Origin of the sequence: Pseudobutyrivibrio xylanivorans, from assembly GCF_008935055.1 — a bacterium.
Taxonomy (GTDB): domain Bacteria; phylum Bacillota; class Clostridia; order Lachnospirales; family Lachnospiraceae; genus Pseudobutyrivibrio; species Pseudobutyrivibrio xylanivorans_A.
In genome coordinates this window covers 67362-82698 of sequence record NZ_CP043029.1, presented here as the reverse complement: position 1 = coordinate 82698, position 15337 = coordinate 67362, and the positions used below count along the sequence as shown (strand labels likewise).

At 39.6% G+C, this 15337-nt stretch carries 8 protein-coding genes and 2 pseudogenes; 8 read left to right on the top strand and 2 right to left on the bottom strand.

The window, feature by feature from the left end; genetic code table 11:
• Nucleotides 1-46: 46 nt before the first annotated feature.
• Both FXF36_RS15685 and FXF36_RS15680 read left to right on the top strand, forming a co-directional pair.
• Nucleotides 47-475: pseudogene (locus tag FXF36_RS15685) on the top strand (transposase); the annotation flags it as partial.
• A gap of 260 nt (nucleotides 476-735) precedes the next feature.
• Nucleotides 736-1146 (top strand): annotated as a pseudogene (locus tag FXF36_RS15680) (transposase); the annotation flags it as partial.
• Nucleotides 1147-1284: 138 nt separating this feature from the next.
• On the opposite strand, the gene FXF36_RS15675 reads toward FXF36_RS15680, so the two are convergent.
• Entirely contained in the window at nucleotides 1285-2148 is an 864-nt protein-coding gene (locus tag FXF36_RS15675) for a GGDEF domain-containing protein (protein ID WP_151625978.1), read from the bottom strand.
• Nucleotides 2149-2360: 212 nt separating this feature from the next.
• Here FXF36_RS15675 and FXF36_RS15670 point away from each other — a divergent pair, with 212 nt between their 5' ends.
• From FXF36_RS15670 to FXF36_RS15655, 4 genes are all read left to right on the top strand, one after another.
• Entirely contained in the window at nucleotides 2361-5531 is a 3171-nt protein-coding gene (locus tag FXF36_RS15670) for an EAL domain-containing protein (RefSeq protein WP_151625976.1), read from the top strand.
• 225 nt (nucleotides 5532-5756) lie between these two features.
• The gene (locus FXF36_RS15665) at nucleotides 5757-6716 is read left to right on the top strand and encodes an SH3 domain-containing protein (RefSeq protein WP_167511445.1); all 960 of its coding nucleotides are present in this window, start codon (nucleotides 5757-5759) and stop codon (nucleotides 6714-6716) included.
• Complete coding sequence (locus FXF36_RS15660; RefSeq protein WP_151625973.1) at nucleotides 6717-8180, top strand: hypothetical protein; 1464 nt, start codon at nucleotides 6717-6719, stop codon at nucleotides 8178-8180.
• A 2-nt stretch (nucleotides 8181-8182) separates the two neighbouring features.
• Nucleotides 8183-10132 carry a polysaccharide biosynthesis protein gene (locus FXF36_RS15655; protein WP_151625971.1) on the top strand — a complete coding sequence of 650 codons (1950 nt, stop codon included), beginning with the start codon at nucleotides 8183-8185 and terminating at the stop codon, nucleotides 10130-10132.
• A 39-nt stretch (nucleotides 10133-10171) separates the two neighbouring features.
• Here FXF36_RS15655 and FXF36_RS15650 read toward each other — a convergent pair whose 3' ends face one another.
• Entirely contained in the window at nucleotides 10172-12427 is a 2256-nt protein-coding gene (locus tag FXF36_RS15650) for a DUF2298 domain-containing protein (RefSeq protein WP_151625969.1), read from the bottom strand.
• Nucleotides 12428-12744: 317 nt separating this feature from the next.
• Here FXF36_RS15650 and FXF36_RS15645 point away from each other — a divergent pair, with 317 nt between their 5' ends.
• Entirely contained in the window at nucleotides 12745-13560 is an 816-nt protein-coding gene (locus tag FXF36_RS15645) for a hypothetical protein (RefSeq protein WP_151625967.1), read from the top strand.
• A gap of 180 nt (nucleotides 13561-13740) precedes the next feature.
• Nucleotides 13741-15195 carry an O-antigen ligase family protein gene (locus tag FXF36_RS15640; RefSeq protein WP_151625965.1) on the top strand — a complete coding sequence of 485 codons (1455 nt, stop codon included), beginning with the start codon at nucleotides 13741-13743 and terminating at the stop codon, nucleotides 15193-15195.
• Nucleotides 15196-15337 lie beyond the last annotated feature (142 nt).

Here is a 15337-nt window from a genome sequence, read left to right as displayed (position 1 = left end):
AACTTCGTATAATGTATGCTATACGAAGTTATTACGGATCATGCTTCATTTAAGAAACGACCAGCTTCTTCCCGCATACAACGTTCAGATTGGTGTAGCTGATGAATACATAGCAGTTGTTGATGTTAATCAATACAGATCTGACATGGACTGCTTCATACCGTTGATGAATAAGTATTATGAAACATATGGCTTTTATCCAAAATATCCTGTGGCTGATGCTGGATATGGCTCGTTCAATAATTATATCTTTTGCGAGCAAAAAGGCATGAAAAAGTACATGAAGTTCACAATGTTTAAAAAGGAGACGACCGATAAGAAATATCACAACGATCCATTCAGAGCTGTTAATTTTGAGATCGGTGATGATGGGAAAATGCGTTGTCCTAATGGGAAGAGCTTCAACTTTCTATACAGGCAGCATGTAAAAGGAAACCAGGATGGCCGGCAAGAAGAAGTCTATCAGTGYGAAGACTACAATATTCAAYKCAKACTYTYSAAAAGATAGATAYWTHGWTTAMWCTTATGTGCWACTMAAHDWTGGGTAARTATMTDTAATWGTTATTATATAAAGYATATDAAKATYANTTYGTAHTACTTGATWTATAAAWTTTTTTTTATATAATTATTGATTATATTAAAAAATTTTTWGTTGTATTAGGATAWAATATATTTAATAAATATTATATTTTTCCAAAAAAAACTATAAATTTTTAAATCGGTGATAATGGGAAAATACGAAATCCTAATAGTATAAGCTTTAATTTTTTATATAGGCAGAATGTAAAAGGAAACCAGTATGTCCGGCAAGAAGAAGTATATCAGTGTGAAGACTGCAGTGGTTGTCCCTATGCATCGAAGTGTAAGAAAACAGATAAAAACAAAACCGTAAGAATAAACGAAGAACTGACCGCTATGCATCAGGAGGTTATAAATAATCTTGAAAGCATCCAGGGAGCACTCCTTAGAATGAACAGATCCATTCAAGCGGAAGGTACTTTCGGAATCATAAAAAATGATCGTTGGTATAAAAGAATAGTCCGAAAAGGAATAGAATCCGTAAAACTTGAGGTTCTTTTGGTTTCAATAGGTCATAACTTATATAAATATCACAATAAAAAGATGCGTCTCCAAGAAGCTGCCTAATCAAAAAAGTTTGTAGTTTTTTGGGGAAAGGGGCATTATACTCTATTTTTGCCAGAAACAGCATACCTCACAAAAAATGATATAAAAAGGGAGCTGGAAAAAATGATTATCTCATTTTTTCACAGCCCCTTTTTTTTTTTATATGTTACTAACTAACTGGTTTTTACCATGCCTTTTTCCATAGTAGAGTTTTGAATCAGCATCTTTCATCATTTCCTTGATTGAGATGCCATTTTTATATTCGGAAATACCTATTGTAATCGTTACAGGAACAGAGATATTATTCGTGTATTTTATTGGATCTTTAGCTACGTCATTTCTTATTCGTTCAGCTGCTCTTAGAGCTGCATTTAAATAGCTGTCCATGCTACGACGATTTAGCAGGTGGGTCAGTGTGTCATAATTTACGTGCTTTTCCAGATCCTCCACAAGAAATTTACTTCCGAAATGGGTCAGTGCAAGAATAGTTGCAGTTGTAAAAAGAATACATATTATTCGCATGAATAAATCAGGCTTGTAGTATTGGCCTGATGCAACCATGAGATTTTCGCCGTTAAAATACCAAGAAATCGATGTAGAAATAATAATTTCCAGAGAAAGTAGTAGTGTTAATTTCATATCAAAGAAGAATACAGATAGAACCATAAAGAAAAAGGCGTATGCCCACCACTCTCTATGTGGTATTAGATAGGAAATGTGATTCCACTGTATGAGAAGAACAACAGAAATAAAAATTTTTCCAATTTTAAGTCTGTTCTTTTTAAGAATGCCATTTTCAGCGAGGCTTGTTTTAAAAAGATATATTGCAATTGATGTGTAAATTATATTAAGAACATCATAAGCTATTAACAGAGGTGTAGAGATATCTGGATACCAGCCTATGATTTTAAATACAGTATAGACGATGGCAGAGAACATAGCTGCACTAGGTGTCATAAGAATTATTATTCTATATGCCTTATTTAGATATGCATCAAGTGCGGACATTTCATATTTTTCCATCAGAAAATACCTTTACATTTGAATAAATATAACTATAAAAATTGGCACACAATATCACTTAATATCATGTCCATTCTAGGCTACAGATGTTTATTATTTGTGAACGGCCGATTTGGCAATACCTGATAACAATTGCTTTGCAAATTTTTCATAATGATTATGTATAATCGAAATTGCGAGGAGTGTTGGTTCATAGCCGGGAGGTCATATCCATGGAAAGATATAAGTATAGCGATGAAGAGTTATATATTATTGAAAATAGCCAAGTGCCTTTTGCAGTTTATCAGTTTTTGAATAAACGAGTGGTTACAATTGCCTTATCAGCTGGATTTATAGATTTGTATGGATTAACTGATATGGAAAAGCAGGATGTATATGACCTGATGGAAAGCAACATGTATAGAGATACGCATCCTGATGATCTAGTATTTATTGCGGATGAGGCATTTCGGTTTGCAACAAATGGCGGAGTTTACGATGTAGTATATCGCTTGAAAAAAGATAATGAGTATCGAATTATTCATGCTTATGGCAAGCATATTTTTAAAGAAAATGGTGTAAGGCTTGCGGTGGTATGGTATACAGATCAGGGAGCTTATGTTGAGAATGTCATAAAAGAGAATAATCCACTGTTTAATTCACTTAATACGCAGCTGCAGGAAAGAAGCTATACTAATCAAGCAGGCCATGATTATCTTACTGGACTGCCTACTATGACGCATTTCTTTGAACTTGCGGAATCTGGATGTAATGTTATAAGAGATAGTGGGAATACACCTGCCATATTATTTATGGATTTCAATGGCATGAAGGCATTTAATCAAAAGTATGGATTGGAAGAGGGGGATAAATTCCTAAAGTCTTTTTCGGAAGAAATAATAGAACTATTTTCACACGAGAGTTGCAGTAGATTTACTGCGGACCATTTTTGCGCTTTTACAGATGAGGATACAGCTGAAAAAGTAGCAGCTCAATTACTTGATACTGAAAGCGGAAATGGAATTAAAAGAAAAATGCCTTTAAGAGTAGGTGTTTATATATATGATAATGAGGAAATCAGCATAAGTGGTGCATGTGACAGAGCTCAATTAGCATGTAATTCGGGGAGGAATGATTATGCTGACAGGCTATATTTTTTTGATGACAGTATGATGACTGCGTTGGAAGAAAAGCAGTATGTGGTTGAAAATATTGATAATGCTATTAATCAGGGCTGGATTAAAGTTTATTATCAACCTATTATACGAACAGCAAATGGCAAAGTTTGTCATGAAGAGGCATTAGCAAGATGGATTGATCCAAATGTTGGATTCTTAAGCCCAGGTACGTTTATACCTGTATTGGAAGATACAAAAACAATCTACAAGCTTGATTTGTATGTTGTTGATACGGTGCTAAAAAAGATGCAGACTCAAGCAGAGAAGGGGCTGTATGTTGTGCCTGTTTCAGTCAACCTTTCAAAGTCTGATTTTTATTCCTGCAATATAGTTAATGAGATAATATCTCGTGTTGATGCTGCAAAAGTTCCACGAGAGAGACTTGTTATAGAAATAACAGAAAGTGTTGTAGCTGATGATGTTGAATTCATGCTTGAGGAAATTAAGCGATTCCAAGAGAATGGTTTCAGTGTATGGATGGATGATTATGGTAGCGGATATTCTTCGCCGTCAATCCTTCAAAAGATACCATTTGATCTTATAAAGATAGATATGTTATTTGTAAGACAACTTGAGGAGAATGATAAAGCAAAAATAGTTCTTACAGAACTTGTAAGAATGGCAATATCGCTTGGCATGGATACAGTAGCGGAGGGCGTAGAAACTGAAGGACAGGCAGACTTTCTAAAGGATATCGGATGTACCATGCTTCAGGGATTCTATTATTGTAAGCCGTTGCCCTTTGAAGAAGTATTGGAAAGGTATGATAAGGGGATACAAATTGGATTTGAGAATCCTAAGGAATCCGGTTATTATGCAAAGCTTGGAAAAGTTAATTTGTATAATCTTTCCCTTTCGAGTGCAGATGGAGAACACCTGAAAGAAGATTACTTCGACACATGGCCTATGGTTATAGTTGAGTGTAGTGGGAATAAGATTAGTTTTGTGCGAGCTAATGTGACTTTTAAGAAGTACATTGCAGAGAATTTTCCAAATAGTTATGGAGTGGATGTTTTTGATGCATCCAAACTGCTGGATAAACCAGGCGCACGTTCGTTAAACGCGGTCTTGAGGTGTGCGCAGGATGGAAAGAGAGTTATTGTAGACGATAGAACTGCTGATGGTAAACAGATTCAAATATTAGCTTCTAGAATTGCATTGAATCCTTTGACGGGAGTTTCTGCAATTATGGTGGCGATTCTTTCTTCAACAGAACAGCGCCTTGACTATCATGATAGTGTGAAGGATGAGAAAATAGGTAAGATAGCTGAAGAGTACGCAAAACTTCAGCAGGAAAATGCACGTTTGCTGGAAGAGATAGATGCTAATGCGAAGATAGCTGAACTTAAGAAATCTGTGACAGCGCTTCTAACCAATATGCCTGCGATGACATTCTCAAAGGATGTTGTTACCAGAAAATACCTTGCATGTAATCAGGCGTTTGCGGATTATGCTCATAAGGAGACACCTGAGGGAGTAGTGGGATTAACGGATTATGAAATATTTGACGCGGCTACAGCGCTTCATTTTATAGAAGATGATAAAAAAGCGTTGGCAATGGACAAGCCTTATATCTTCTATGAGGATGTGCCAGATGCAGTGGGAAATCTGCGACAATTTCAGACAACTAAACTGAGATTTACTGATGATACAGGGCGAGAGTGTCTTCTTGGATTGTGCCAGGATGTGACAGATGCTATGCGTATCAAGCGCGAGTATGTGCAAAAGCTTGAGCAGGTTCAAAACCAAGCAAATGTTGATGCACTTACTGGTATTAAAAACAAAAATGCATACAAGGAGAAGGAAGACATCATGAACAGGCGAATTGCAGAAAAGAGGCAGACTGAGTTTGCGCTTTCGGTGCTTGATGTGAATAACCTGAAGGAGATTAATGATACCTTAGGTCATAAGGCAGGAGACAAGTATATCTGCGATGCCTGCGATATTATATGTCAGATTTTTAAAAGAAGTCCGGTATATAGAATCGGTGGAGACGAGTTTGTTGTGTTATCTCTGGATGAAGACTACGAGAGAATTGAGGAACTTGTGGATATTGTTGCCACACATAATAGATATGCACTTTCCAATGGGGGCATTATCATAGCCTACGGAATGGCAAAATATATGGATGTTGATACGTGCATGGCAGATGTTTTTGAGCGTGCAGATAGACAGATGTATGAAAATAAGTCCAGCCTAAAAAAAATTACTAAGGAAAAACTATAGGATGAATATACCATACGATCAGCCACTTTTAATAAGTGGCTGATTTTTTGTGTATAAATTGTGAACTGTTGAAATTAATTGGCATTTTGACATATAATGTATCTAAAGTATACACAAATAAATAAAGGGGAGTTTAATTGGTTGAAAATGGTGAGGAAATCTAGGAAAAGATGCCTGTGCATTCTTGCTACGGGTATGATTTTTAGTCTTTGTTTTATCCCTATTTTGAAAGTTAATGCAGCGCAGCCGCAACAGAATGAGCAACAGGCTCAACAACAGGCGGCACAGGCTGCTCAGGAAGAGGCTATTAGAGCGCAACAAGCTCAACAGGCTGAAGAAGAACTTCGGGCGCAGGAAGCTTTGCGAGCACAGCAGGATCAGCAAGCGCAGGAAGCCTTAAAAGCTCAGCAAGCCCAGGAAGCTCTAAAGGCACAGCAGGCACAACAAGCTCAGCAGGCTAAAGCTAGAGCCCAAAGTAAACAGGCGAAGGCTCAACAAACAAAAACAACGGAGACTGAGGCACAAGAGACTCAAGAAGCCGAAAACCAAGAGGAACAGGTTCAAGAAGAGCAACCCGTTGCAGCAGGCAGTATAGCGAGCGAAGAGGCGGGGAGCTTTAATCTCACGGTCACATCAAATGCAAAGCTTCGTGTGGAGCCAACGGTATCAGCTAGAAGCAAGGTGACAATTCCTTTTGGACTGAAGATAACCTCCGATTCCAGAGTAACCAATACAGACGGAGAGCTTTGGTATCATGTTTCATATGGAGGAAGCACTGGATATATACGAAGTGACATGGTGGCTGTTGAAGAAACGGTAAGTGAAGAACAGACTGAAGCTACAGACGAAAATGTCGAGGGTGAAGAAGTAGCGGAGGAAACACAAGAGGAAGCACCTGCTGAAACAGAGGAACCTCAAGTAGAACCTGAAAAGTCAGATGAAATGGAGCTTTCCAAGACTGAGGGAGAGGTCGCAGAAAACAATGTCGAAGCAGAGACAGCTGCAGCATCTACTTCAGAAGCACCAAAGAAACGTATAATTAATTCCGTCTTTATAGTTCTTATATGCCTGGCAGTGATTTTGATGTCGGTGACACTTATGGTATTCACACGATTCAGAGTTGTCTACAGGAGTCTCAAAGACGAAGTTCTTAAAACAAATAACACACAGGAGGAGTTAAGCTAGATGGACCAGATTGAAAAGCAGATCAGCGAAAAAGTTGTTTTGGTGAACCATGTGGACGACGGAGAAGTGGAAATCGATCTTTTTAATGTCTTTGGGCTTATGGGGCAGATGAAGAAGCTCGTGTCACTTTTACTCATTCTTGCTATTCTCGTGGGCGCCGTTCTTGGAGTTTTGTATTCAGGTTTTGAGCATCTTAGTGGTAAGGGTTCATACGCCAGAGCCATGGTAACCTTCCAGTTCGAGGGCATTGACCAAGGACTTGATCCAAATGGGGCTTCATTTGATGTGAATCTTATTAAATCACCTTATGTCATTCAGAATGCGTTGGATGAAATCGGTGGATACAGTGAGAATTATATTGAGACTATTCGTCAGAATATCAGCATTCAGGGCGTTGTTCCAAAGGATGCGGTTGAAAAGATTACGACTATTGAGAAGATGGCAGAGAAGGATGCGACTCAATACGAGAAAGTTTTGGACGTGGCTTACTTCCCATCTCAGTATATAGTTTATCTCTATGATGATGGCACATTTTCACCAAAGGAAATGACTCAGATTTTGGACCAGATTTTGTTGAGCTATAAGCAGTATTTCCTTGATACTTATGCAAATACTAATGCTCTTACAGTTACCTCTAATCTTTTGAAAGAGGACGATTATGATTACGGCGAGAGCGTTGATTTGGTTAAGACGCAGATTCAGCTTATGCTTTCCTATGTGAACGAAAAGATGGTTGAGGCACCAGACTTCCGTTCGTCACGTACTGGTCTTTCATTTGAGGATATTGTGACAGCTCTTCAGTTCGTTCAGGATGTTGATTTGGCTCGACTTACATCATTTATTGAGAGCTCATCCCTTACAAAGGAGAGAAATCGTCAGCTGGAGTATTATCAGTACATGATTCGTGAGACCAGCAACAAGATTGCTGAGAAGCAGACCCAGTTGGAGTCTATTGAAAATACAATTGCTTCATATCAGAAAGATCCAGTTGTTATTGTCAGTGGCGCTGATTCTACTTTGGAGTACGGTGAGAAGAGCGAATACTACGATGATATGATTTCAAAAAAGACTGCAATCAACAAGGAGATTTCTGAGTTGAACACCAGACTGAATGAGTACTATATAAAGTACAATGCTTTGGTTGAGCATGAGGCTATTTCATCTTCAACTTCTGAGTACGAGTATGCTGATAAGCTCCTTGCAAAGCTTGATGACACCATTGCTTCATGGGTAGCTCAAATCGAAGAAACCACTCAGGAATACTACAGCACAACACTTTATTCAAATGCTGTAAAGATTGCAGTGGCACCTCAGTACTATGTTGACGGAGGTATCGTTCACATTGCAAAGAATATGGCAGTTCCAGCAGGTGTACTTGTTCTCTTAGTACTTATCTGGTGGTTCGGACATGGAGTTAGAGAGGAGCTTAAGACCTCAAAGAAGAAGGAAAAAGTTGAGGAATAAATATGGGGCGCTTAATTGAAAAGCTTAAGCATTGGCATACCTTTGCATATTTTCTTATTGTTTACGATTTTTTCGCCATAGGCATTTCATATTTTCTGGCGCTGTGGATTAGGTTTGATTGTGTATTTTCTCAGATTCCAAAGAGCATCTGGGATCAATACGTAGATACGATATTCGTATATGCGTACATCACATTGATCATTTATGGCGTGATGGGGCTTTACAAAAGCCTTTGGCGCTATGTCAGCTTTTATGAACTACGCCAGACGATTTATTCAGTGGTTCTTACTGGTGGGCTTTACTACGTAATTACGATATTGTTCATCGGAAGATTTCCAATTTCCTACCATGTTTTCGGCATCGTTTTTCAGTTTTTCTTCGCAGTGCTAATTCGTTTCGGATTTAGATTTGTAACCATGTTGCGAAACAGCTACAGCACATTGAAGGTGAAGAAAAATGTAATGCTGATTGGCGCTGGATATGCAGGACGAATGGTTCTACGTGACCTAAATTTTGTGAAGGTTCACGATGAGAAAAAGGACGCGCGAATCGTTTGCATCATTGATGACAATCCTGACAAATGGGACAAGTGCATCGACGGTGTTCAGGTGGTGGGTGGTAGAGATTCAATTCTTGCAGCAGTAGAAAAGTTCAAGATTGATGAAATTTACATTGTAATCGGAACAATTTCTTCCAAGGATAAACGTGATATCATTGCTATCTGTCGAGAGACTGATTGCGTAATAAAGGTACTTCCTGCCCGCTTCGGAAATACGGCGCGAATGATTACAGCTGCGAACCTGGAGAACATAACTATCGAAGATGTTCTTGGACGTGCGCCTATTAATTTGAAGCAGGAGGATGTGGCACGCCAGCTTAGAGATAAGGTTGTGCTTGTTACTGGCGGTGGTGGTTCGATTGGTTCTGAGCTTTGCAGGCAGATTGCAAAGTATGAGCCGAAACAGCTGATTATATTTGATGTATATGAGAACAATGCTTACGATATCCAGCTGGAGTTAAGGAAAGCTTATCCGATGTTGGATTTGGTTACGCTGATAGGTTCTGTGCGTGACGCAAGACGAATTGAATCGGTATTTGCCACCTATCATCCGAATATTTGCTACCATGCGGCGGCACACAAGCATGTTCCTCTCATGGAGGATAGTCCGTGTGAGGCTATTAAAAACAACGCAGTTGGTACATACAAGACAGCCTACGCGGCTATGAAATATGGTTGTGATCGCTTTGTGCTTATCAGCACTGACAAGGCGGTTAATCCAACCAACGTCATGGGTGCTACAAAACGTATATGCGAAATGATTATCCAGACCTTCGACCACATGGTGCGAATTCACAGGGAGGATTTGCTGCCGGCGTTATACACGCATCATGATGATGGTGAGAATGTTGGTGTTACACCTGGCAGTGGTCACACAGAGTACGTGGCGGTACGCTTCGGAAATGTACTAGGTTCAAACGGTTCTGTTGTACCTCTTTTCAAGAAGCAGATTGCTGAGGGAGGACCAATCACACTTACACATAAGGATATAATCAGATATTTCATGACAATTCCAGAGGCAGTTTCACTTGTGCTTAAAGCAGGCGCCAATGCAAGTGGTGGTGAGATTTTCGTACTTGATATGGGCGAGCCTGTGAAGATTTTGGATCTTGCACGGAATATGATTCAGCTTGCTGGTTTGAAGCCTGATGTGGATATTGAAATCGAATACATCGGTCTTCGTCCAGGCGAGAAGCTATATGAAGAAAAACTAATGAGCGAGGAAGGCTTGAAGGAAACTGAGAACAATCTAATCCACGTAGCTGAGCCAATTAAGTTCGATTCCGACGATTTCCTTGATAAGTTGAATAAGCTCATGTATGTGGCTTATCAGAATGACGCTGTGGAGACGGTGCAGACTATAAGGGATACGGTATCAACGTTTACAGGATAGGATTAGAAAAAGGACTGCTGTGCAGTCCTTTTTTACGCCTTATTTTACTTTAATCAGGTAATTCTGATAGCCTGGCAGGTAGGTATTCTCCTTTTCAGCAACGACTTCGCCAAGGCTAAGAAGCTTGTTAATATCTATGTCTGTGTATTTCTCGTATTCGGTGGTTCCGATGTAGATATAATCGATATCGTACTTTTGAATGAGGGCCTTTGTGTCCTCGGCGCCTATGTAGCAGCAGTAGATATCACGGATGTCTGCAGTACGCTGGTCGCAAATGGCCTGATCAAAGCGCCATAGCCATTCATGGGCGTACCAGCCAAGGACGGTTGGATAGCCAGTAGCAACTGACATGCGTCCGGTGTCGGTGTAGGCATCGCCAGTAGCTTCGAGGATGGTAGGTGTTTCCTCAAAATTCTGAGCGTTGATGAATTCCACGAACATCACATCATCTGCAAGCTTCACCTGCTGTGGCATGAAGGACATGGCATCTAATGTGCGATAGCGGCTGAAATCGAAGATATCACCAAACCAGCTGTGGCAGCTTACGAAGAAATATGCCATGCAAACTAAGTTGAAACCAAGAAGCACCTTTGCAAGCACATTGCGGATTGTGGTTCGGTGGTAGTAGTACATTGAAACGATTGCAAATCCGGTGATTATACCAAACATTATGCAGGATTGGTAGGTGAGCTTGAAGGTTGTGTTGGCACGAGACCACTCAATCCCGTAGATATCCTTGATGTAGATAATTTCTGGAATAATAACGAGTCCGATGGCGCAACATCCGAAGAGAGCAACCATAAGATCAGCAATGTTGGCGTGAGTAATCAGGCGGTAAAGCTTGTTACCATTTTTTTGACTAGGTAGCTCATCTTTGAAATAATCCTTCATGGCGCAAATGATATAGGAAATGGCACAAATCACTGGCAAACCCCAAAGCACGAAGAGCTGTTGTGGTAGTGTGTGATTTTCGGCAAAACGAACGCCACCTTCCATTTTTACAAAGTACAGACTGAATGGCAGGATAATGATGAATGCCATAATAAAGAGCAGTATAATTTGCGCCAGTGAGTACAGGGTAGTCTTCAAATTGAAGCCAAGATATTTGTAGTCAACGAATATAATTGTAAGGGCTGTCACCATCATGTAAATCGGATAGTCCCAGTAGTTATTGCCCTGAAAAATGCCTATGAAGATACCACATAGGATTATGGCTGGACTAAAGGTTTTAATACCAAAGGACTTGTCCTTAGAAAGCTTCTTATGGGCAGTGCTGGCAAAAGCAATCAGAAGGCCGATGACAACCAGCACGAACATGATATTGCACACGTGTGCGTGTAAATCTCCGATGACAAAAGAGTAGGATGGTGTTTCAGTGATGGTCTTGTCGGCACGCTCTGGCTCGTAGCCTACATAGCGTGTGCTGGCCGGAAACCAATAGGAGTAGCTGTCATTACCGATGATTTTGTTGTAAATCACAAGGATAATGCCGTAGACGATAAAGTGGGCGCTTCCTGCGAAGCATACGCCACCAGCACTTAGGAGCCCAGCAGCATAGCCGTATTTCTTTTTGAAATCATGGTCAAACTTCACCTGAATCAATCTATAGCCGCAGGCAAATGCCATGACAAATGCCAGTGCGCAGTTAGTGTAGAACATGATATTGTAGGTGAAGCGGACGTTATTAAAGGAGAGTTGATTAATGAAGGCAGCAAAATACTGGCCCATATAATAGTAGTTGAGATTTTCTCCAGAGAACCAAACATCCTCCACTGGAAATTGTTTTGCCTTTGCAAAGGCGTTCATGAAGGCGTAGTCCATGAATTTTTCAGTGCCATAGGCAGCTGGCAGGAACGACTTCATATATAAAAGGGCAATCAAAAGTACGAGGAAAATCAACTCCTCGTTAATAATCATGTTAAGATTTTCAGTAGGAATGGTGAAAAAAATAGAAACAGTCTTGCCATTTTTCTTTGAGCCAATATAATAGCTTGTGCTATAGACTGCGGCAATCAAAAGTAAAGTGACAATTGTGCAGCAAACTGGCGTTAAAGGCATCCCTACAAAGGTTACAAGCCAAAACACTGTCATGCCTGCAAGAGCTACTCCAATTACCTTCGAAAAGATGTACCCCAGGTCCGCAAATCCTGTAAAAGTACGCCTTGAAATTGGAAAAAATCCGACACCCAGCACCAAAAGAGCCAGGTACCACTTATAGATGTACACACTTTCAGAACCAAAGATTAGCAATGCCGATAGTAGCATTGCTCCGTAGATAACAATTTTCCCCCTCAAAATTTTGCCTCCTCGTTGTATTGTAATAGTAAAAACCTGAGCAAATTATACACAATTTAAGGAGAATTGAGAAGTGGGGGATGATGGGGGCGAATAACTTAATCGATTGAATATCAACACAATTCTGATAATTGTATCAATATACCTCAGTATTCGCATTAAATGTGAAATTAGTATGTAAAGACTGTGAATTCGTTGAACTGCGCCTAGGGGGGGTGTAATATATGATTAAATCGCACGGAAATTCTACAAAGGTGCGGTTAAAAGGTATTTAAGCATCAATTCGCACGAAAAACATCAATGAGGAGGTACGATTAATGAAGAGTTTGAAAAAGGTATTCGCATTTGCACTTGCGACTGTAGTACTTACAGGCTCAGTGTATTATGTAACACCTGCGATGAAGGCTTTGGCAGAGAAACGTTACACAGCAGTTACAGAAGACGGTAAAGTTTCTTTTGAAGAGGCTGACAATGGAGCATGGGTTATTGATGAATCTGCCGATGCTTCTAAGGTAACAGAGACTGATGAATTAAAGGTCTATGATGGCAAGGTTTACAAGTTAGAGAGCAGCAAAGAGACATCTGACTACCAGAACAAGAAGTCTAGCGGCTCTAGCTCATCTAGCTCATCTTCAGCAGCAACAACTGATACTTCAGTTCCAGTTGGCACAATTGCTAAGGATGTTCCTGTAACAATTAATGGCCAGACAGTTGCTGTAACAATCGTTAAGTCTGTTGACCAGACTAACACATTATTAGCAGGTACAAAGGATGCTATCCCAGCAGGTTCTTCACTTTCAACAGTTGAGGCAGCTGAGGGAACACAGACATACAACACAGCTAAGTCTATTTTAGCTATTTACAGACCAAAGGCTCAAATAGCTAAGGTATTTAACTTTAACGTATTTAGCAAAGACGCTAAGCCAGTTAAACAGGCTAACGGCAAGGTTGCTATTTCTATTCCAATTCCTGAGGGACTTTCTGTACCAGCAGGTATGGTATTAAAGGTTTATAAGTTCAACGATGACGGTACTGTAACAGTTTGCGATTGCATCATCGACAATGGTCGTGTAGTTTGCGGTACAGATTCATTCGGAACATTTGCTTTCGTATATGAGAAGGCATCTAAGTAGAAATAAACTTTTTCATTAAATGCGAATTGATAAAACCAACTTTAGATATCTAAAAATAGAGAAAACGGGGGCTGAGAAATCAGCCCCTGTTTCTTTTGATAAAACTTTGAATTGTATACACAAATAGACTATAATTGTGTATGTGTATTACTAATTATTTGCTAGACGGGGAGGATTTTTATGCAGGCCGAATGGTTACAGACTTTCAACAACATGTATTTTTTCTTTATGCTTGTTGCATATCCTTTGAGTATCAGAAATAGCTATTTCGATATTTCACTCACCAAGCTGGTATTTTTCTATACCATTTCACTTTTGTTTATAGTTGCAAATATTGGATTAAGAGTAGTCGGTTTGATTACAAAAGCGGAGAATGGAGAAGTTCCAATGCCGTTGGCTGAAAAGATACTGCTAGGACTTCTTTCTGTTAGTGTGCTAATCACATTTTTGGTAAATGGTTCATATAAGCGAAATTTCATAGCAATAGATGAACCGGAAATGAGTATAGTATTTCTGGGAATATGCATTATAGTTTATTATTTCATACGAAGGGCGCCAGTGAATAAAACTCTTTTTGCGGCATGTGCAATTATCGGTTCTGCTGCGGTGAGTGCAATTGCAGTGCTTCAATTCTTTGGATATGATCCAGGAAATATCATGGCAATTGCTGATATGGATGGCCCATCGTTCATGTCCACATTGAGCAACAGAGATCTTATTGGATTTTATTTTTCTGCAATGTTGCCATTTGGTTTTTATGTAGCAACTCAGAAAAAATGGATTGCTGTTGGTGCTATTGGCTGTGCTTTGACTGAACTTGGAATAATTGTGTGCGATACGGATGCAGCTATTGCGTGCTTTGGTGCAGAGCTGGTATTACTTGTTATTTTCTGCGCACATGATAAGGGATTCAAGCTTGGATATCCTATTTGCTTGATAGCAATGGGAATTGCACACACGTTGACTGGATATTACTGGCTGGATGTTCAGCCAGCAACACATCTTTCATATATTTGCACATTGATGATTCATCCTTATGTTGGAATGTTTTTGATTGGTGCGGGAGTGGTATTTTTAGGTCTACTACATTTTGTTCACCCAATGGTAATGAAGGGCTTGGCAATTTTTGCATTTGTGTTTATATTGGCTTATCCGATATATATTTACTACTATACTCAGTATCGTGTGGGAATGCCTGCAGATACATCGCTGCCATATGATTCATTCCTTTATTTCAGACAGGAGTGGGGCTCTGGGAGAGGATTTCTTTGGATGATAACGGTTGGTATTTTCAAGGAGAATGATTTACTGACTAAGTTGATAGGATTAGGAGCACAGGAGTACCCAAACAAGTATATTTTATATTGTATGAATCATGAGGAATTCGCGAAACGTCTAGTGTTCCCTTATTACGATGCCCATAATATGTACCTACATTTCCTTGTAGTGTATGGTATCATCGGTCTTACAGCAGGCATGGCATTTATAATCTATCGTGTCGTTTCCTTGCTTCGAACTAAAGAAGAGGACTGCTTCTACAGAGTCAAGGGGGTAGCTTTCCTCACTGCTATGATTTCCGCAGTGTTCCTGTTCTGCAGTAATATCAGCATGGCATTTTTACCGTTGTTATTGTAATATCGAGAGTACATAGGCTGCCTCAGGTTTGGGGCGGCCTTTTATCATGGAATACTAAAGAATACTAAAGGTTTCCAGTTTATGAGTGCGATACTAAAGAATACTAAAGGTTGCCGGTTTGGATAATTAATACTAAAGGATA

Bases quoted from the DNA above. Each gene is read 5' to 3' on its own strand.
- FXF36_RS15645 (WP_151625967.1), top strand. From the start codon at position 12,745: ATGAAGAGTTTGAAAAAGGTATTCGCATTTGCACTTGCGACTGTAGTA.
- FXF36_RS15675 (WP_151625978.1), bottom strand. From the start codon at position 2,148: ATGGAAAAATATGAAATGTCCGCACTTGATGCATATCTAAATAAGGCA.
- FXF36_RS15660 (WP_151625973.1), top strand. From the start codon at position 6,717: ATGGACCAGATTGAAAAGCAGATCAGCGAAAAAGTTGTTTTGGTGAAC.
- FXF36_RS15655 (WP_151625971.1), top strand. From the start codon at position 8,183: ATGGGGCGCTTAATTGAAAAGCTTAAGCATTGGCATACCTTTGCATAT.
- FXF36_RS15670 (WP_151625976.1), top strand. From the start codon at position 2,361: ATGGAAAGATATAAGTATAGCGATGAAGAGTTATATATTATTGAAAAT.
- FXF36_RS15640 (WP_151625965.1), top strand. From the start codon at position 13,741: ATGCAGGCCGAATGGTTACAGACTTTCAACAACATGTATTTTTTCTTT.